This window comes from Pseudomonas arsenicoxydans, from assembly GCF_006438915.1.
Taxonomy (GTDB): Bacteria; Pseudomonadota; Gammaproteobacteria; order Pseudomonadales; family Pseudomonadaceae; genus Aquipseudomonas; species Aquipseudomonas arsenicoxydans_A.
This window is the reverse complement of the sequence record NZ_RCZE01000012.1, coordinates 165,248-184,471: the sequence shown is the minus strand read 5'-3', so window position 1 is coordinate 184,471 and position 19,224 is coordinate 165,248. Positions and strand designations below refer to the sequence as shown.

The window sequence follows — 19,224 nt, the reverse complement described above, 5'->3', positions numbered from 1 at the left end:
TTTTTTCCCGGTGCGCATGCGGCACTTTAGTGTTTACCGTTGGAGATTGGCTTTGAGTACCCGCATCGCACCCTTTAGTTCGCAGCACTTAGAAGCTGCATGTCGTGTTCTCGCTGATACCGAACGTGGCTTGAGCGGCACTCAAATTGGATATCTTCTCCAAGACATTCGCGTTCCGGATGCCGATCCCAGTAACACCAAGTGGAAACGCTTATTCAATGCGTTGGCACAAATGCAGAACCAGCATCAGGTTGGGAACCATCTCATCCTTTTCATCAACTGCGCTATGAATCCTGTGAGTTACGCCCGGGATCGTGAGGCCTTCAGTTGGCGTAGGGATGAGCTCAACGTTGTCCTCGCTTTCTCGGGATTCTACGTGCGCGATGATGGAAGAGTAGGGCGTGCGGACAAGGCAACTACCCTGGATGTAGCTCGCGCGCGTGTAGGCCGGCTCAAAGCAGCGCTAGAAGCACGAGCAGTACATGAGGAGGTTTTCAAATACTGTCGGGCAGAACTGTTGAGCGAAAATTACTTCCACGCAGTATTTGAGGCCACAAAGGGGATTGCTGCACGGATCCGAAACCTGTCGGGCTTGAATGGCGATGGCGCCGATCTGGTGACCAAGGCTTTCCTCGGACAAAGCCCAATGCTTGCCTTGGGGCCCCTGACCACCGAGTCTGAGAAAAGTGAGCAGAAGGGATTTGCGAATCTGCTAATCGGATTGTTCGGGGCTGTCCGTAATCCTATGGCGCATGCGACGAAGATAGACTGGCCTATGTCCGAGCAAGATGCCTTGGACATTCTCACGATGGTATCGCTCATGCATCGTAAGCTTGATGTTACCCGAAAGATAAATCCCTAGATTCAGCAAGACTGGTCAACGGTTTCAGCTACTTTGTCCCGACTCACCTCAATCGAGAAAAATGCGATGCCGGTCTATTTCATTGGTCAGGTGCAGGCCAACAATTGCATCCACATCAAAATTGGGCGCGCCAGCGACATCACGCGCCGGCGGGGTCAGCTCCAGACCGGTAGTCCATTTCCTTTGGAGGTTATGGGTTGGATTCATTCAGAGAATGATGCTGCTCTTGAACGAAAGCTCCACATCCATTTCGCGCGACAGCGGCAGATAGGAGAGTGGTTCCAAATCGAACCTGCTGACGTTCTACCCATCCTAATGGCTGAAGGTGCGGATGGGTTCATAGCGAAGAATGCAGATGCATTCGAAATCACAGGGTATGGGCGAGATGCTTTACCGGAATATATGGGCGTCTGGGCATGGGGCGATTTAGAAATTCAAGAGTGCTGCCCGTTCTGTGGATGCTTTTGTGGCATGCATTACCAAGAAGCTTCCTGCATGCATCACTGCATCAATTGTGACGAGCTCACAGACTTTTCGGATCTCTCGCGGGATGAGTGTGACTGATCGGTTCCCACATTTAGCCGCATAGACAAGTTTCGATATCTCACACCCTTTCGGAGTTTTGCCTAGGTTTCTTGCCCGGTCACACTGACGTGGAAGCGCCGCCCGTCGATCCAGGCAGCGCCTTGTAGGCTGCCCTGTCAGTACCCCAATATCTTTTCTACGCCAGAGATGAGCGCTTTGCGCATGATCTCCTTGCTAAGGCTAGGGCTGTGAAGCGCATCCTCGACTTTATGAAAGTCCGCTTTGCTTTTGAGCCCGTGTTTGTCCATGAACTGCTCTACGAATTCCAACACCTCATATCCCTCAACCTTGCTAACGCGGTCTCGATCTAGGGGGCCAGTATATTTTCCATCACCGTCAGTGCGTTTCCAGGTGTAGGTATATTTTTCGGATTGCAGATTAGAAGTGGATAATTTTAGCGACATCGTATCTTCCTGATTGATTCGATAGGGAGGCGCAGGATTGGTCTTGCGCCCAAGGGTGAAGCGCAGCGTACCTATTAAAGATAAGGGTCGCCTAGCCACTATGGCGCCATCATGTCCGTTGAGTCAAAATCTCAGGAAGCACATCGGCGATCAAGCGGCCGTGCATTGACTTAGGTGGGACTCATGGCAAGAAAGTGGCTCAAGCAGGAAAAACGGACAAAGGAACAGCTGTTCGATGCTTTGGTGAAGAATGCGCTGGGGTTCGTTGAGACGTCACTTGATCACGTTAAGGAGAGACCCAAGAACTCTATCGTCGACTTGTATACGGCCATTGAGCTCTTTCTCAAAGCTCGCCTGATGGCGGAACACTGGACGCTTATGCTGTCCAAGCCAGAGACTGCAGAGCTGCAAAATCTATACGTCGGGGACTTTCTTTCTGTTTATCTCGATGATGCCCTGAAGCGGATCAATTCGATTCTTGGAGAGAAAATTGACCTCGCCGCCTCCGATAACTTCAAGGCGCTAGGCGAGCACCGCAACCAGATCGTCCATTTCGCCCATTCAGGGCATGACGACCTAGCAGCAACTCAAGCGGGCGTTATCGTTGAGCAGTGGGCCTCATGGCACTACCTGTACGCCATGCTCACAGATACGTGGAAGGAAGTTTTCGAGCCTTACAAAATTGAGCTCCAGAAGCTTAATCACCGCATGATGAGGCAACGCGATTTCCTTAGTTCCCGGTTCACGATTCTAAAGCCGAAAATTGAGATAGAGCTGAAAAGAGGTAAAACGATCATTGCATGCGAGCACTGCGAGCTTAAGTCAGCTGTGGTGAATAAAGTGCATCCTTGGGGAACGGATTACAGCTGCTTGGTCTGCGGCGTCAGTGACACTGCGGTGGTAAAAGCTGATATCAAATTACCCTGCCCAGGATGCAATGAAGACGTTGAGTTCTTTGATGCAAAATTCACCGAATGTCCTACGTGCCATTTCGCCTTCAATACAGATGCTCTAATCGACCTGTGCACTGCTCATATCCATGAGGGGGATCAATGGTGGGAGGGGGGTGCCGAGCATATCGCTTCTTGCCATGAGTGCGAGTGTCCCCGACCTTCTGTTTTCTACATCGATGGGTTGTGGAGCTGCGTTTCATGCTTTGATCGAGGGTGGCAGGCAGTTGCTTGTGAGCGCTGCGGGGAATTTGTGACTGGCGACATGGAGAGAATTAAGTATTTCGCCTGCCATAAATGTGAAGACCAGGTACGGCAAGGTATAGAGGCTATGGTCGCAGCCGGGGCGGCGACTGAGGAGAGTCAGGATGCCAAAGAGCAACCATGATCGAGGTAACGACAACCCGCTGGCGGCTTAACCTGTCCCAGGAGAGAATGCTCTGGAAGGTTGCGTTAGCCCATCTTGGAGCCTCCGGCCTTCATCAAGCAGTGGTGGATCTACTCCAAGGTTTTGGGCCAAAACGCTGATTCAAAGCATCAGATTCGCTATCAAAACCCCCTCGATTCTTTCTGATACAGCATCGTATGAAGGGCAATCAGGAGGGGGGTAAACCAATGTCTTTCGGTTGCCAATGACGGCTACTTGACGCAAACCCATGTGACGAACAAAAAGGTAAGCTGGCGGGCCAACAGAACGAGCTTGGTTGACCGCCAAATTTTGTCGATGTCGGCTAGCTTTTAGAACAGTCGGAAAGAATTGATGTACTTATTGATTTTACGCAGATATCTGGAAGCTAAGCGCATCCCTACCCCTATAACTTTCACCTTTTGAAGCGTCCCCTGCCGGTCGTGGACGAAGTGAAATTGGTCGTCCAGCTTTGAACGTTCGACCAGAAGCTGTTGGCGGCGCTTGTCATCTAAATTTGGGGCAGAGAGCTCATCGGCGATTACTTGTAGGTAACCACGGTACTCTCGCTCCATTGCAGCAGCTCTCCAGGCTGATGTCACCGGCATAACCAAGCAGAGTAAAGCAGTCCCATCGAAGGCGGCGGCCACAGTGGTTGTGCTGAGCAAGCCATCGCGCCAGAGAGCTCCCATTATCAGGAAGGGAATGCTGACGAGCAACGCCAGAAAAACTGGTTGGGTCGGGTAGGCTAGCAGTGGATGAGGGCGATACCGTATTTTTCGCATAGAGCTTCCAGGGCTTTGATAAGTGATGAGATATTGGCAGTTGTGACAATCCTTGTCTTGCCAAGTGGGTGCTCAAAAATTCAGAGTCAGGAGCGTATGTATTGAGGGCATCTTTACTTTTGATGATCCTGCACTTTTGAAACCATCAGGGTTTACCCTGCTCGCCCGCTCAGGTCTCGGGATAGGCAAACATCTTCAAGCTTGCGAGGGGCGAACATGACGATTCCGACGCCATGGGGTGTAATTTTCAAAGCGGGAGCATGGTGCTGGCGGCGCGTCACCAGGGCACTGCTCTATAAAACCTATTCCGAGGCCCATCGAAGGTGGACGAAACGTAACGGTTTCGGCGCTCGATGGGAAAAGCTAGGAAAACACGTCGAGTACTCTCTCTATCTAACGAAGCCGACCGACGCTGAACCTCGGGTTTCCAAAATCGCATTCCGTGCAGTCGATGCTGCGGTAGTGAAATTAGATTGCTTATTTGAGGCCGAGGGTGCAGGTCTTCGATATCAAGACGCGATAACCGTACATGACCTAGATCGCTCGCCGGTCGTTTTCAATCTCACACGTGTTCCTTCGCAAGATTTCCTATCGCACCTCAAGGGTGATATCCGGTTTTCCGTGGAGAGCTACCAATTTCGTAAATGCTCGGTAGCACTGCAAGACGGTCAGGTGCCGGAGTTCGATTCACTCACCTCGCATCTCAGCCACAACTGGTTGGTAAGTGACACGTGGAATCGCAGGTGGGGCGCGTTCTGGAACTGCAATTCGATCACTTACGCGAAGCGAGAAATTGAGATTAATTGGAAATGGGGCTTTGCCACTCGAGGCGGATCTGTTTACACGCCGTTATCCAGCAGAAGGTATTCGAAGACGCCGTTTTGGTCTTTGTGGCGCAGAGCGGTGGTTTGGGTGATGACCAGACCATGGATACTAACGATACAATTCTGGGCAGCCATCTGGTCGCGACAGTTCGTACTGGATGAGAATGACCGATTGCGGCGCCGGTAGTTTTCAACCTGTGGTTCCTATGTCGCCCTGTGGCCGCGCTGTTTGGAAACGTTATCTATAAGCGATCTGGTTTGCATCACGTCAAGTGCCAGTCGCTCAAACGTCTTAGACGTTTGACTTCCCTGAAAGCGACAGCTTGATTGCTGTTTTTGAGGAAGCCTTTTCCCTATTCGAAGGCGACGTCGCCGCTACAACGGAATGAATGAGCACGCCGGCTCGAGGGCTGAGTTCAAAGCTCCCACTTTAGATATTCAGGACGAGGGTGGAGACGCACGCTTTACTCGATCTAATCGGCCTATTGCAGAGGAGTGAATCGCCCCGGCTCACCTAATCAGCCGAGCATCTCCTTAATGATGGCCGCGACATTCCTGGCATCGTCTATCGCTCGGTGATAGGTACCCTGCCAAGCCAGCCCCATCGACTCTACCGTTTGTTTAAGGGATTTCGGTCGATTGTCATATAAGCCTGCATGCCATTTCCTTGCGTTGAAATGTGGCAAGCCTTCGAGTAGGGAAGGGCACGCAGCAAACGCTGCGTCTCGCTCAAGCTGCCTTGCATCATAGTCACCCCACGACGCCCAAGCAGCGTTTGGATATTGCGCAATAAACGCTCCTAGCTCCTGGCCAACCTCCACATAGGTGCCTGCACTGTTCACATCTGCTTGTTGAATGGATGTGAGCTTCTTGCAGAAGTCGGTAAGAGTGGGGTTGATTTTAGGTCGGACGAAACGCTGAAATTCATCGACGATCTCAAGCGTTACCAGATCGATCACCACCAGGCCAACTTCGATCGTTTCCATCTGATCGGGGACGACTGCAAGCGGCCTGGGCGATTCTGATTCTTCAACCTCATCACAGGTTGCCTCAAGGTCTACGCAATAGAGGTAGCGGTATGGCGCGAGGAGGCTTTGGATGGCTTGGAGATGAAGGAGCTTTGCTACAATGCTCATAGTATGGGAGACCTTACTTGGCGTTTGGTCAGGTTACACCGAGCCATGGATCCTACGCAGCATTGGGGGTGCAGGAGCAAAAATTACAGAGCAATGAGCAAACCGTTGGCCTAGATGCATCTATAGCGCTCATCGTGCATTTCCATTACTCGAAATCCGTCTGCGCTCGATAGTCCCTGCCTGAGATAAAGGTCTTAAGTTTATGGGCTTTCGGGCCCGACCACGCTGCCATGAGAGCAGTTTTATGTGGCAATCGCGGAAGTTTATTTCTCTTCTGCGTTAAAGATTGACCCAAAACCATCCGATTTGATTTTAAGAATCATAGTTTATGGCGGTGTTTGTGGGTAAAGATGAAAGGGAGTCACGAATATTTCACGTGGCTCGCGATTTTACATGCTGGCGCGATCGTGAGTACAACGACCAATATCCATGTCAGGTTTCCAGGCAGGGCGAGAATACTGTCAATCTAAACTTAGATATTGTATCAATCGTGTTCGCCAGCGCCGTAGCTGAAGAGATCGCGCGCTGTCTTTACGATGCTGTCCTCATTACCGTAGGAAATCTGGCAGGGTTTGTACCAACGCCAGCCGCACGGGACAGCATGTTTGAGCGCAAATATCATAAAAGAGTATCCGGAGATTGGAGTTACACCGCCGACGGGAAATTCAGTTGTCACGGATCCGAAAGCACGGTCTATTTTGTCGAGCTCCCAACAGATACGAATGATACAACTGAGCAAGTGGGCGTCTACACAGTTGAGGACGGTGGAGCAGAGCTTGTATTCGAGTTCATGTGCTATTCGTTCAGCATGCTTGACGCGGTTTGGCTAGCTAACAGTTTGATGGAAGCCGCAGGAGGTGAGCCTTTGGATGTTCTGGAAACTACTAGTGAGAGCAGCTCGAGCTGCGTGCCGCTGGCGGTACTAAAATTCATGGGCTTGTTTGAACGTTAGGTTAACCCCGGCAATCCTAGTTGAGGCTATGACCGTTATCGCCCCTCCGGGCTATCAGCCCGGCTTACAGTCAATTTTATGCTAAGTGAAAATCGGGAAGGAGAACCTGAGCAAACCAGGCCGGTAAGCCTACCTCCAGCCTTTGGAGGTTAGATGGTGGGCTCACCACGAGATCGAGGTTGAACAGCCGGTTGAGCTGGTCGCTCGCTGCTTCACGTGGAAGACCGGTAAACGTTACGAATTCGGTGCGAGGTAGTGAGCCTTGGATTAACAGCGCTAAGAGCGCCGGCATCGTTTCTGAGCTGACGCCTGCTTCCGTCAATCGCGAGTTTGTTCTGTACGCACGGGTAACGGACTTACGAAGCTGGTGACGACTCAGAGCGGTAGTCATGTAGTCCACTTCTTCATGGCAGACATCAAGCATGAACTCAATGAAGGTGAGAGAGGCTTTGTCTGTTCGCTGGAATCCACTAGTAAGTTGTCTCTCCTGCGTGCCACCAGTTATGCCCAGCGCAGCGTGATACTCCTCATGTCTACGAGCTATACCGCGAGATAATGACCACAGCTGCGGATGCAATCCGATCTGAGCGAAATGTATATGAACGATCAGCCTCGCCACAGCCCTATTACCGTCAGATAGTGGTTGAGTTTGTACAAGGTGATAGTGGTGGGCTAGCGCCGCAAGAATACGTCGACGCAACTCTGTGATTTCCCGCGACGTGGACTGCATGTTCGCCAAACTGGGGGCATCCTTCAGAACCCCCGGCTCAGTGTGGTGCCCGTCGATGATCCTTGAATAATGGGCGGCAGAGTCCATCAGCAGCTTGCTTATGCACGCAGCGGTTTCAGGTGCGACCAGACCGGCGAGGAAAGCTGTCTTCGTCACCAGCAAGTCTGCGCTCACCAGTATTAAAGGAGGAATCGAGTCGGGGAGGGTCGGATTTTGGACATTCATGGCGCTGACACTATCCGCGCTTGGAGCGCTTGTCATGCAACAAGTGTAAATGCCGAAATGAGTGAAGAGGTGCACATCCTGATTTGTTGCACGCCGAGTTGTGCCAGCGATGCTGCTGATGGAGGGTGGGAGATAAAACCGCCGTTATTCGACTCCGGTCGGCTGCTGGCTTCGTAACCCAGGCCGTACACCAAATTCCGGTGGCTGCTCCGACCAGGAAACGCTCACCAAATTCCAGTCGGCGTACACAGGATTCCGGTGCCCTATTTCGATCCGGTGCTAGATATGCTGCTGATGGAGGGCGGGAGATAAAACCGCCGATATTCGAGTCCCGTCGGCTACAGGCCATGTAATCCAGGCCGCACACCAAATTCGGTGGTTGCTCCGGCCAGGAAGCACTCACCAAATTCCGTTCGGCGTACACAGGATTCCGGTGCCTAGGTCGGTTGCACACCGAACGGTGCCAGTGACCCTGTTGATGGAGGGTAGGAGATGAAACCCCCGATATTCGACTCAGCCCGGCTGTGGGCCCATGTAAACCGAGCCGCTCACCAAATTTCGGTGGTTGCTGCTGCCAAGAAACGCTCAGCAAATTCCGGTAGGGGCACAAGAATTCCGGTGTCCTCTGTTGAAATCCTCGTTCGTCGGACGCCGACCGGGCCAGGGATGCTGCTGATATAGGGTGGGAGATAAAACCCTCGATATTCGTTTCCGGTTGGCTGCAGGCCATGTAAACCGAGCCGTTGCCTGGCAAAACCTGTAGGTTCATTGCACGGTTGGAGGTGAAAACCTGCTGCCAGCCTGAATTTGTAGGCCCAACACTTGGATAAACCTATAGGTTTGCTGCACGGTTGGAGATGTCGCTGGTTCGGGCCTAGTGGCCCGGCTTGGTGGTAGATTTTTCAGATGGAGGTGAAAGTGCTGTTATCAGTCAAGGAATACCAACCAGGGCCCCAGATCCCACAGAACGTTTGGATGACCCTAGGGCTGCCGTCACGCGGCACCATGCTTCATGACCTAGTTCACGAAGGACTGCCTTTCGAATACCTAGAGCGGATAGCGAGCTTTCTGCTGGTGCCGCGAGGGGTTGTCTCCAAAGCAATATGCGTATCTCCCACAACGATGGCTCGTAGAGCGAAAGCAGGGCGGTTCAACGCCGTAGAAAGCGACCGCCTGGTTGCATTGGTGGCTGTCTTTGAGGAAGCCCTTTCCCTCTTCGAAAACGATGTCGCCGCTGCAACGGAATGGATGAGTACGCCGGTTCGTGGGCTTGGTTCGAAGCGTCCTCTGGATATGATGAGGACGAGGGTGGAAACGGAGGCCGTCATCGACCTTATCGGTCGACTGGAGAGGGCGGTGCTCGTTTGAGACTCGTCAGGCCAGCGCTTAACGCATCTCTCTATGTGCCGCGAGGTGCTGCATTTCGACTGTCCATAGTCGTAAAAACCGACGCCAATCTCTCGCATAGCAACCTTGGCGTAAACGGGTAGACCCGGTACTCGCTTCTTCGAAACGAGTCTTCCAGGGTTCTGGTATGTGCTCGTCAAGCACGACTACAAAATGGGATCCGCTGACTTCCACGATTTCGGTTTCTGGAACACATTCTTGGAGCTCTTCAACCGACATGGTGACAGCATCCCCAATGGGGGCATCCCGATCTTGGCGCTCAATTTCATCAAGAACCGCCAGGTACTGAATCGCTTGGTCAGATCCAGGGTGCAGCCGTTCTAAACCCCACAAGGCGTAGCGGCGTTTCCTTTCGCGCTGCCAGAGACATTTCGCGTCAATCATCATTATTTCCCACTATTCCAGGCCCCAGTGAGCCCGTTCATTCGACGCACGATTCAGCGTGCAACTGTTCGAGCTGATCATTCCTCCCAGTACATAGTAAGTCGACAGGATCAGCTCCGTCGCGCTGCGTGGACTGACAGGGCGGGAGATCTGGAACTATCTAAAGACGTCGTAATTTCGGGCCCTTGGGCCCGGTTTGCGGACATTTGCTACCACATCATATTGTCCGTGTTCACTTCCTTAGGTGTTAGGCACTCGTCGATAGCAAAATCGGTAATTGTGTACTTACCAGCCTGCATAATGAGTAACCATTGGCTACGGGCGCGAGTCTCTTCAGAGCGCCAAATTAAGTCTCGGCTTCATGCCATAAGCATTTCGCCCAACCCCACTTTTCTCGAAAATGCTTTTGGCGGCTGATTAATCGCAGCCCTGATAGCCGCATCATCGCCTACTAAGATCACTTGCACCTGCGCTCTTGTGACTGCCGTATATACAAGCGTTCGATCCAGGATGCGTGAGCGGCGAACCGGAACGATAACGCGCTGAAATTGTGAGCCTTGGGCTTTGTGAACGGTTATAGCGTACGCATAGTTGATGAGGTCAACATCTGTATCAAGTATGTATTGAGAAGCGCCCTCAAAGACCGCCACACCAATAGCCTGACGCATAATGGGTGCACCGTCGGTACCCACATTAACTTTGCGTGGCTCATCAAATACCTCGATAAGCTGCCCTAGAGATCCGTTTTGCAAATTCCGCTGCCAATCATTTGCGGTGTAGAGAAGCAGATCTCCCTCGCAAAAGCCCGTAGCCTCAAAGTCGCCGGTTTTGGCATTTGTGATCAGGAGAGGCTTGGCATGTGATGCATATTTCGCGTGGCAAGCTCTGTTGATCGTGTTAACACCAGCAAATGGACATGATCGAGTTGCACCTAGAATTTGTGTTTGTCCGCCATCATCGTAAAGACGCATCACTGTAGGAATAATTTCTTCATCGGCACAGGGTAAAAAAACCAGTTCAGCTTTCACATCCGGGGTGAATGTCGGCCATTGGCCCGTACGTATAGCCTTGGCTGCAGCGGGAATAACAGATTCCTTCGCCTGGCGTTTTGCCTCCGTAAGTTGCGTCGATGGCATGCCTGGCAGGTCACACAGCACATGCAGGATTAGTCCTGCACCTATAGGAGGGAGCTGATACGGGTCACCCACTAGAACTAGATGCGTACCCTTTGGTAGTTTGCAAACAAGACGATGGAAGGTAAGTAAATCGAGCATGGAGGCTTCGTCGATGACGATGACCGGCGTTGGCCCCATTTCTACTGCGCTGACGGATTGCAGAAAGCCGGCAATAGTAGTGGCAGGCTGCTCCGTCGCCTCAATCATTCGAGCCGTAGCGCGGCCAGACAAAGCCATCTGAAAATGAGGTCTACCAAGCGTATCTAGCACTCTGTAAAGTGCTTTCAGAACGGTGGTTTTACCAACGCCGGCCCCTCCCGTAATGATCGAAAATCGATTGCTGCAGGAAGTTTTCACGGCCATCCGTTGTGCTTCGTTCAACGCAAATGCCGGACTGTTTTGATGCCGGCGCTCCTCAAATTCGAAGTCGTTAATCAAGGCATCGATATTGGTCGAGAGTTGCTTTTTAATAACGGGACTTCGCAATAGTATTTTAATGAACTCCGCGCACTGGCGCTCCATCAGGTAGCTTCCGGGGGCGTGCAGCATCAGCTCAAAATTATTCGCTTCTCGGCTGACAAACTGACCCGTTTTTTTGCCAAGGAGCAGCGCCTTTTCCAGAGTCGCTTTGACTACCACCGAGGGTTTAATGAGCCTCCCGACTGTGGCCTGAATGTCATTCAGCGTCGCGCAGGTACTACCTTTTTCAGCGACTCCGTATAGCGCCTCTTCTAGGGCCGCAGCCAATCTGCACGGATCATCTAAAGCAATCCCAAAATTATCCTGAGATATTTGATCAACTCGCGTCCAAGATCCCTCAAAAGATAACAATCGGTAGGGGTCATCAGTCAGCGCTTGTATTGTATTTTCCTTGTGAAATTTTATTGCTTTTCTCGCAAGATCAAGCGGAATGTTCTTTTCTTGAACGAAACGTAGAGTTCTTGCATCTCCATTTTCGAACCATTTGTTAAAGAGAGCGGTGCGCATGTCTTGGTTAGGAATTATCGCCTTTAGCGCATCATCATCACTGTTGTCTAGCACCTCATAGAGGCGATCTCCTAGGCTGTCCCAAAGCCTCGTGGCCTTGACGTTACTGATACCGCGCGCATTGTCAGACATCCACTGAATAATTTGGCTTCCAGACGGCCTTACAAGTCGGATGCTCTGCGCTTCAACCTGCGTCTCGAAGACGACGAATTGATCGTGAGAGCGCTCAAATGTGGCCGCCGCGCCGTAGACTTCGTAGATGCATCCCACCGCGATGATTGATGGTTCTGCAATTGACGCAGACAAGCTAACGACAAGTGAATGGCATCGATCATTGTCGCCCGTCTCTGGATCGAGGCGGTGGCCGAAGGCAATACACCCTTTGCGGTTCATTGAACGAATGCTGGTTATACGAATTGTGGCATTGACTAGGGGAGGTACTCGAGGGCTCATCGTGGCATCCTCCCTGTTTCAGCCATGAATTCGGACATCAGCTTGAAGCGCTCAAGCATCCGCTTCGCTTCGCTCAGCTCCGCCCGCAGCGCAGCATTTTCTTGCTCTAACCTGCTCAGGCGCTTGCTGTCATGTTGATGGTTACTGGGCTCCCTATCGTGAATGGTAGGAGCTGGAGTACGAGGTCTGAGAACGGGTTCTGACGTGGGGGGCAATACCCCGACCGTTCGTAAGCGTTGCTCAAGCGTTTCCAGGGCGTTTTTGATCGCAGGATTCTGGATGAGGACACTTCGCGCAAAACGGCATTCTGACGCTATTTCGGATCTCTTCAGCTTGCACTTATGAACATATTTGCGAAAGTCGTCGTCTGTTTTCGATACCGACCACGCGAGGAAGGCAGCGAAATTCTGTTTTGCAATATGTTGTCCGTTCGCCATCAGTGAGCTCCTGCTTGCTCTCGCTATTTCACCTGCAGAGAAAGAATTTTCTCAACGGCGTCACGAAATCCAGGCTTGTAAATTTTCCTACCCTTAGCATCCATAACTTCACCACGACTTCCGAAGGAAAAACCTAGTTGCGAAAGAACTTGTGGATCAATCGCTGCCTTAAGAGCGGCCAGTTCAGCATCGTTTAGTTTTAACTGTAGGGGGATGCTCTGGCCTTCGCCTTCAAGTGCACCCAGATAGATCGGCGCTCCGCTGGCTTTTTCCTGCCTGGCGATCTTGGATTTGATGGCGCGTAACTCTTTGGCCAGCAACGTTACGCTCAGACGCAGCACCGGATCATCAATCATCTCGATCCAGTCACTGGCGGTTGACACTTTACTTTCCTTGCTAGGAACCGAGATCAGTTTCCACGACTGGATTAACTCTCGGTAATGGGCACCCGTAGCATTGACGATGGATTTCTCACCAGGTATCGGCAGACCGCGATCTTGGCCGAGGTTAATGATGCTCTTATACGTGAAGTCCGAAGAACCGCGCTCATGCAGCAGCTGGCAAACCTGATTCAATGCCTCCAGGCTCCGCTTGCGGCGCGCATCGCTAGCCTCGTTTATCAATCGTTCATAGGTTTCGTGAGGCGAAGCTAGTTGTTCACTCATACGGTGGAACCTCATGAGGCAGCGGTCGAGCGCTATTGGGATTAGATAGGAGGTTCCGTACTTCGGCGGAAATTTGCGTTAGTTCCGGCTCATGAGTGTCAATATCGAGCAGCATCAAATCACCAGAAAACAGATCGTCGATCTTTTCCCAAGATCCCAATCGTTGGAGCAAAAGCCTGCTCAATTCATTAGCTACGATTATCTTCTGTTCATCGCTTAGCCTGAACATGGCTGGCGGCAAACCGTTGTTTTCTGCCATTCGGTCGATAGCTTGGGCAATAAGAGGTATGGCCCGCGAAGGGTTGGCAGATTGGTAAATTGCCGCGTTCTGGCAAATTTCGGCGAGCAGGTGGTAGTTCGACTCTGACTCTTGAAAAACGACGTCTAAGTCATGGATGTCTCCCGGAACGATCAGCCTAACGTCACCACTCGAATCTGCCCCCTTCTCGTTGATCAGTTTCAGACAGCTTTGGATATGGCCATTGAGCGCTGAGTAATCACCTAGCAATACGTCGAGCTTACCCGCGCTTTGCTGCTGGTTGGACACGGCTCGTTTACGCTCCATCTCGTGGAGAAAGGGTTTACCCTCACGGCAGACGTCGTAGTGTTCCTGTTCTAGTGCATCCAACTCTGTCGTGTACCCTTGGTAGCGAGCGCTTTCTGTATTAATTTCCAACGCTATTTCATTCGCGAGCGCCACTAACCCGCCGAGGAACGGGATGCCGGTGATGAAGAATCGACAACGAGGGCAGTTCTTCTGGCCAAGGTAACCGGCCTCAACAGGGCTGTGATACGTCTCGGCCTTTCGCTCGACGACGACTTTTCCGCCAATGTGGCAGGCAGCTGCTGATCTTGGACAGATGCCGCAATCGAACACCACACAAGCCGTGCTCGGTACATCAGATTCGATCAGCCAGCGGTTTCCATCAGTAGCAATCAGCTGACCGCTCAGCGCATCAAGTCCGCCGAGTCTTAGGGCCTCGGCGCAGCGCTCTGCTGATCTTTGTGCTGCGCGTTTCTCAATCTCACCCATGGGCACGCGCATCTGCTCATTGTTCAGTTTGGTGTAGTAGATGGTCATCACCAGGGAAGTGTGGCCGACTAGCTTAGAGATCACATGAATCGGTGCGTCCCCATCAGCAATAAACGCAGTAATCAAACTTACGCGCAAGCTGTGTGGGGTGTAAGGACTTATAAAGCGAAACGTATTATTATCACTTTTTGTGGCTAAATCCTCACCGTCTCGTTGAATTTTATAAAGTAACGCCGGTAATAGGTGGATAAAGACAGATTTAGTAAGTAACGGCTGGCCCGAAGCGTCTGCACGAAAAAGAAAACATTGTGTTCCACGTGCCTTAAGGATTTTTTCATTTGTCTCCGCAGGAAGAGTAATCTCTGTCCATGGCGTTGGGTCGGTAAGGGTATTGTATTTGGCCTGCCAATCGCGCAGAAGCAAGAACCAATACATTAGATCGTCCGGAATCCAGTCGACGTGATACCCGCCTGCGGTGCGGCCTGTTTTGTTGGTAGTTACAAAAAGTTTAGGGGCATCTTTGTTACCACGCTGGACAGCTGCTTGTGGGGGGCGTCGTGTCTTTCTCACCCTACGTACCATAGGGCCTGTATTCTTCTCCCACCGAATCGAACCATCGGCGTTTAGGGCTGCAATTTCGCTATCCGCCTCCCCGCTGTCGAGCCACAAAATTTGTTGCCCTCGTAGTGGAAAGCGCAACAAGGTGTAGAGGGCGATAAAACGTGCAGGCGACCAAATTTGGTATTGCTCAATCGGTTGACGCTTACCGTCGGGAGTTGGTTCACTTGTTTGAACTTTACGCCAGATGCAATTCGTATCGCTGCGATCAATTTTCGACTCATCAACATTCATCCAATCAATGCGGGAGTCGAAGAAGTCTTGGAGGTGGGGCAAATCACTCAACGTTGGCCTTGTCAGCAAGGCAGCTTCACTGTTGGGCACTAAAAAATTTCGTGCGCGGAGGATGTATTCGTAACCAAGCGGAGGCTTGGTTGACTGAGAGGGCCGATCTCTTTGTAGACTGTCTGAGTACCCAGCCAGGATAGTCGATAAGGGATTGCGATATTCTTGGAGTACGATGCGCTCGTCATTGTCCTCATCAGTGCAATCTGCATCCAGCAACCATTGAAAGAATCCCTCGAGTGAGCTGTGAGTGGTCTGTTTGCTGGAAGGGGCCAGGCTTTCGATCAGTTGGGTGTAGACTGTGGTGCTAAAAGGATTGGTTCGAAGTAAAAAAAATTTAGAGTTGTCGGGTAACTCCAGAGGGTTAACATAGCCATTCAAGAAGATTTTGATGGCCGTTCTTTTGTTTGGGATTGCCGTTTGTGTCTTCAGCCAGCGTTCAACATCGGCTAATATATTCGGGTAGTCTGATGAACAGTCTGTAGGCTTATCAGAACCCAAGAATGTATACCAGTCTGTCCAGCCAGAATTGGCATATAACTGTTCAGGGTTAGAATATAGCCTTGAGTCTTCACGATAGCGGGCGCTATATTCCTTCACAGTTTTTATGCCTAGATCCTGACACACTGATCGCGCCTCGGCATAAGTATGCCAAGGCGACTTTTCCTTACCTAAAAATTCATACCAGTCTGTCCAACCTGCTTTTCCGTAGAAATGGTGAGGGCTGCCAGGTAATTTCGGATCTTCCCGATAGCGTGCGGTGTAATCAACACTAGACTTTAAACCCAGCGCCCGACAAACCTCCTGCGCCTCGGCGTAGGTGTAGGTGTGATTTGCCTTATCGAGGAACTGGTGCCAGTCAGTCCAACCTGCATGGGCATAGATTTTTTTGGGGGTGGAGGGCAGCCTCGGATCTTCTCTATAACGAGAAAAATATTCGTTGCCGGATTTGATGCCAAGCCCTTGGGCTGCTGCCTGTGCCTCCTCGTAGGTATAAAAAGACTTGTTTCCCAGAAAATCGTACCAATCCTTCCAGCCTTTATTGGCATAGAACTGATAGGGTACGGCAGGCAACCTCGGGTCTTGCCGACGGCGAGTTTTGTAGTCTCTACCGTCGTTGATGCAAAGTGCCAGGACAGCTGCCTTAGCTTCGTCGTAGGTCGGGTAGATGTCGGGTGTGCTCCCCCCTAAAAACTCGAACCAGCTCGTCCAGCCGATAGCGGCGTAGCGTTGTAAAGGGGCGGAAGGCAGTCTCGGGTCTTGCCGATGGCGATTTATGTAGTCAATTTGATGTTTGATACCCAACTGCTTGACCGCCGCCCGCGCTTCAGCATAGGTTGAATATGGTTCGGGCTTTTCTTTCCCCAGAAACTCGAACCAGTCAGTCCAACCGACACCGACATAGAAGTTATGGGGAAATGTAGGCAGTCTCGGGTCTTGCCGATGGCGAGTTTGGTAGTCACGGGACTCATTAATGCCAAGTGCCAGGACGGCCGCCTGAGCTTCGGCGTAGGTCGGGTAGAGGTTGGGTGTATTACTCCCCAAAAAATCTAACCAGTTCGTCCAACCGACACCTTCGTAGCATTGAGCGGGAGCGGAAGGCAATCTCTGGTCTTGCCGATGGCGATTTTTGTAGTCGGTTTTATGTTTAATGCCCAATTCTCGAGCCGCCGCCCGCGCTTCAATATAGGTTGAATATGGATCGGGCTTTTTCTCTCCCAGAAACTCGATCCAGTTCGTCCAGCCGACACCGGCGTAGCATTGAGAGGGAGCAAAAGGCAGTCTCGGGTCTTCCCGATAGCGAGAGGTGTACTCCGTTTGATGTTTAATGGCCAATTCCTGCGCCGCCGTTCGCGCATCGTTATAGGTTGCATATGGGGCGGGCTTTTTCTTTCCCAGAAAATCGAACCAGTTCGTCCAGCCGACCTCGGCGTAGCGTTCTTCGGGCGCGGAAGGTAATCTCGGGTCTTCCCGATAGCGAGAGTAGTACTCAGACTGGGTTTTAATGCCCAATTCCTGCGCCGCCGCCCGCGCATCGACATAGATTGAATATAGATCGGGCTTTTTCTTCCCCAGAAAATCGAACCAATCAGTCCAACCGACATCGGCATAGAATATAGAGGGCATTGTAGGCAGCCGAGGGTCTTGCCCATGGCGAGTTTTGTAATCAGGCGAGTCCTTGATTCCCAGTGCAAGGACAGCTATCTGAGCTTCGACGTAGGTTGAATATAGATCGGGCTTATTCTTTCCGAGAAATTCGAACCAGTTCGTCCAACCGATGCCTGCGTAGTATTTAAAGGGGGCGTAAGGTAATCTCGGGTCTTCCCGACGACGAACTCTGTAGTCTCTACTGTCTTCGACGCCAAGTGCCAGGACAGCTACCTTAGCTTCGGGGTAGGTGTAAAGCGTTGTGTTCTTCCTAACCATCACTCTCACTCACTCCGAGGTCTAGAATCTGGACGACCCTGTGCTTTTCATCAAGCCGCGCTTCTAGTTCGGTCATGCGATTGCGGATGTCTGTAGATGTCGGTTGCGTGTATACGTCGCTCGACGAAAGAGACTTGTGGTGCATGCCATTTTTGATTTGGATTTTTGAAGCTCCAGCCGCTTCCATGCGCCGTCCATATGCATGACGGTGACCGTGCGGAGTAGTACCAAGGATTTTTCCATACGCCAGACCAATCCGGTTGACCGCAAGCTCATGTGCTTTGCGAAACATTCGATGTGAGTAGGGCTGGCCATGTTGGTTAGTGAACGCGTATGGATGCTCGGTGCCTGGTTTCGGTTTAACCCGCTGTTTCAAGTGATAGTCGCGCCAGAGTTGAGCGAACATCAACCCAGCTTCACGCGGAAAGAAATATACCTCGAAGCAGTTGCGAGCTTTATCGGTGATGAGCGGGTTTTTCCATCCGAGAAAAAGTGGGTCAGTTGCTTTGACCAGCCGGTTGCGAGGTAGCAATCCAAAGCGATTTTGTAGGTAAACCGCTCGATTGGACTTTTCGTCAGGGGCTAGCCCGTTTTCCGGGTGATAGACACGCACGATGACTTCACCGTTCTCAAGTTTAACGTCGTCACTCCACAGCGAAAGTGCTTCACAAAGACGCAAACTTCCGTAATGCATTAGCCATGTTATGAGGACATTGCGAAGATTTATCGGCCCGCGCCCATCCCTGGTCTTCCTGCGAAAACCATCATTGAGTAACAAGCTCAATTTTTCTTCAGGAAAGGTTTTAGGCGGGGTCTGATCTTCCGTTGGTAAGCCTAGAACCCGAACCTCTCTGGACTGATCGGTTTGAGGATCTTCACGGAACAGGTGAGAGAGAAAGGCGTTGTCTCTGCGATGCGAATAAGCAGCCCAATTCAGCCGCTGCTCATGTCGCGTCGCCTCTCGCCAAGGGTTGAGCTGAAGGTCGGATTTATCATTAACCTTTGCGAGCCAGTCCGTAAATCGGGTGATGTGGCCGATTATTTTCTGGGCGTCGACTGGTTGTCTTGCCTGCCAGTACAGTCCTGATGGATCACGACGACCTTCGACCGTCCCTGTAAAAAGAGCATTCGAAAACTCTGTGAACAGCGCTTGCGGCTTCTCGAAGAAGCCTTGATTCGCCACCATAAAATCGAGCAGCAATTGAATCGAAAGCACGGCAGCATCTTGCCATGAGCGGCTCTTGCGCCGGTTGAGATAAATGTAGCGGACGAACTGATCGAGTAAACCATGATCTGTGATCACCACAGGCAACACAGCTAACAGCCCTGTCGCATTACCGATGATCGTTCTGTATTCGCGATGAGATGATTCAAAGAAGATTCTCATGAGACCCCGACACGAACTCTTAGAGTTTTTGTACTTGGCAGGGGTAACTCTAGACTGCAGTTGAGATTTTGCTGGATTTTTTTTGAGCGAATTTTGAGAGGGATATT

15 protein-coding genes are annotated in these 19,224 nt (G+C 51.4%); 5 read left to right on the top strand and 10 right to left on the bottom strand.

The window, feature by feature from the left end; genetic code table 11:
* Window positions 1-52 precede the first annotated feature (52 nt).
* Window positions 53-862: a TIGR02391 family protein gene (locus EAH78_RS23850; RefSeq protein ID WP_140669710.1), complete on the top strand. Its 810-nt coding sequence runs from the start codon at window positions 53-55 to the stop codon at window positions 860-862.
* 33 nt (window positions 863-895) lie between these two features.
* Window positions 896-1,426: a GIY-YIG nuclease family protein gene (locus EAH78_RS23845; RefSeq protein WP_240051927.1), complete on the top strand. Its 531-nt coding sequence runs from the start codon at window positions 896-898 to the stop codon at window positions 1,424-1,426.
* A 137-nt stretch (window positions 1,427-1,563) separates the two neighbouring features.
* Here the strand turns inward: EAH78_RS23845 and EAH78_RS23840 are convergent, their stop codons facing one another.
* Window positions 1,564-1,851 carry a hypothetical protein gene (locus tag EAH78_RS23840; protein WP_140669709.1) on the bottom strand — a complete coding sequence of 96 codons (288 nt, stop codon included), beginning with the start codon at window positions 1,849-1,851 and terminating at the stop codon, window positions 1,564-1,566.
* A gap of 183 nt (window positions 1,852-2,034) precedes the next feature.
* On the opposite strand from EAH78_RS23840, the gene EAH78_RS23835 reads away from it, so the two are divergent.
* Window positions 2,035-3,189 carry a hypothetical protein gene (locus tag EAH78_RS23835; RefSeq protein ID WP_140669708.1) on the top strand — a complete coding sequence of 385 codons (1,155 nt, stop codon included), beginning with the start codon at window positions 2,035-2,037 and terminating at the stop codon, window positions 3,187-3,189.
* A 350-nt stretch (window positions 3,190-3,539) separates the two neighbouring features.
* Here EAH78_RS23835 and EAH78_RS23830 read toward each other — a convergent pair whose 3' ends face one another.
* Together EAH78_RS23830 and EAH78_RS23820 are read right to left on the bottom strand one after the other, a co-directional pair.
* On the bottom strand, window positions 3,540-3,992 hold the full coding sequence (locus EAH78_RS23830) for a hypothetical protein (protein WP_140669707.1): 453 nt from the start codon (window positions 3,990-3,992) through the stop codon (window positions 3,540-3,542).
* 1,342 nt (window positions 3,993-5,334) lie between these two features.
* Window positions 5,335-5,952 carry a 3'-5' exonuclease gene (locus EAH78_RS23820; RefSeq protein ID WP_140669705.1) on the bottom strand — a complete coding sequence of 206 codons (618 nt, stop codon included), beginning with the start codon at window positions 5,950-5,952 and terminating at the stop codon, window positions 5,335-5,337.
* 328 nt (window positions 5,953-6,280) lie between these two features.
* Between EAH78_RS23820 and EAH78_RS23815 the strand changes: the two genes are divergently transcribed.
* Window positions 6,281-6,904 carry a hypothetical protein gene (locus EAH78_RS23815; RefSeq protein WP_140669704.1) on the top strand — a complete coding sequence of 208 codons (624 nt, stop codon included), beginning with the start codon at window positions 6,281-6,283 and terminating at the stop codon, window positions 6,902-6,904.
* Between the two features lie 76 nt (window positions 6,905-6,980).
* Here EAH78_RS23815 and EAH78_RS23810 read toward each other — a convergent pair whose 3' ends face one another.
* Window positions 6,981-7,859: a hypothetical protein gene (locus EAH78_RS23810; protein WP_140669703.1), complete on the bottom strand. Its 879-nt coding sequence runs from the start codon at window positions 7,857-7,859 to the stop codon at window positions 6,981-6,983.
* 906 nt (window positions 7,860-8,765) lie between these two features.
* On the opposite strand from EAH78_RS23810, the gene EAH78_RS23805 reads away from it, so the two are divergent.
* Entirely contained in the window at window positions 8,766-9,227 is a 462-nt protein-coding gene (locus EAH78_RS23805) for an antitoxin Xre/MbcA/ParS toxin-binding domain-containing protein (protein ID WP_140669702.1), read from the top strand.
* A gap of 18 nt (window positions 9,228-9,245) precedes the next feature.
* Here the strand turns inward: EAH78_RS23805 and EAH78_RS23800 are convergent, their stop codons facing one another.
* The 6 genes from EAH78_RS23800 to gmtY all read right to left on the bottom strand — a co-directional run bounded on the left by EAH78_RS23800 (window position 9,246) and on the right by gmtY (window position 19,117).
* A complete protein-coding gene (locus tag EAH78_RS23800) occupies window positions 9,246-9,653 on the bottom strand; it encodes a hypothetical protein (RefSeq protein ID WP_140669701.1) in 408 nt (135 codons plus the stop codon).
* Window positions 9,654-10,009: 356 nt separating this feature from the next.
* On the bottom strand, window positions 10,010-12,205 hold the full coding sequence (locus EAH78_RS23795) for an AAA family ATPase (protein WP_240051926.1): 2,196 nt from the start codon (window positions 12,203-12,205) through the stop codon (window positions 10,010-10,012).
* Window positions 12,206-12,261: 56 nt separating this feature from the next.
* Complete coding sequence (locus EAH78_RS23790; RefSeq protein WP_140669699.1) at window positions 12,262-12,702, bottom strand: VPA1267 family protein; 441 nt, start codon at window positions 12,700-12,702, stop codon at window positions 12,262-12,264.
* Between the two features lie 23 nt (window positions 12,703-12,725).
* Window positions 12,726-13,367: a gamma-mobile-trio protein GmtX gene (gene gmtX / locus EAH78_RS23785; protein ID WP_140669698.1), complete on the bottom strand. Its 642-nt coding sequence runs from the start codon at window positions 13,365-13,367 to the stop codon at window positions 12,726-12,728.
* The gene (locus EAH78_RS23780) at window positions 13,360-17,730 is read right to left on the bottom strand and encodes a VPA1269 family protein (protein ID WP_140669697.1); all 4,371 of its coding nucleotides are present in this window, start codon (window positions 17,728-17,730) and stop codon (window positions 13,360-13,362) included. Before EAH78_RS23780 ends, gmtX begins: the two co-directional genes overlap by 8 nt.
* Window positions 17,723-19,117 carry a gamma-mobile-trio recombinase GmtY gene (gmtY, locus tag EAH78_RS23775; RefSeq protein WP_140669696.1) on the bottom strand — a complete coding sequence of 465 codons (1,395 nt, stop codon included), beginning with the start codon at window positions 19,115-19,117 and terminating at the stop codon, window positions 17,723-17,725. The genes EAH78_RS23780 and gmtY overlap by 8 nt, the downstream gene beginning before the upstream one ends.
* Window positions 19,118-19,224 lie beyond the last annotated feature (107 nt).